This is a genomic window from Halomonas sp. SIMBA_159 (genome assembly GCF_046536035.1).
Taxonomy (GTDB): Bacteria; Pseudomonadota; Gammaproteobacteria; order Pseudomonadales; family Halomonadaceae; genus Vreelandella; species Vreelandella venusta_A.
Map to the genome: position 1 here is coordinate 1 of NZ_JAWJBT010001706.1, position 233 is coordinate 233.

Here is a 233-nt window from a genome sequence, read left to right on the forward strand (position 1 = left end):
TCGGGCGTGAAGCGGATCGCCACGTCATACACCCGATCGCCGCGGATCATCCGCCAGGCATCGCCGCGGTAGTCGTCGAGCGTGAAGTCGTCGGGGATGGCGTACGGCTGCTCGGTCGGTTCCACCGCAGCGAAGCGGTTGAGCTTGAGGCACCGCAGCTCGCCGTGCGTCTCGTGATGCCCGAGGGCGTACCACGCCCGCTGCTCGAACCACAGCCGATAGGGTTCCCGTCG

1 protein-coding gene is annotated in these 233 nt (G+C 67.8%); it reads right to left on the reverse strand.

The window, feature by feature from the left end:
- Positions 1-233, reverse strand: a 233-nt coding sequence (locus R0J87_RS25030; protein WP_498889727.1) for a WYL domain-containing protein, incomplete at both ends; no start/stop codon positions are given.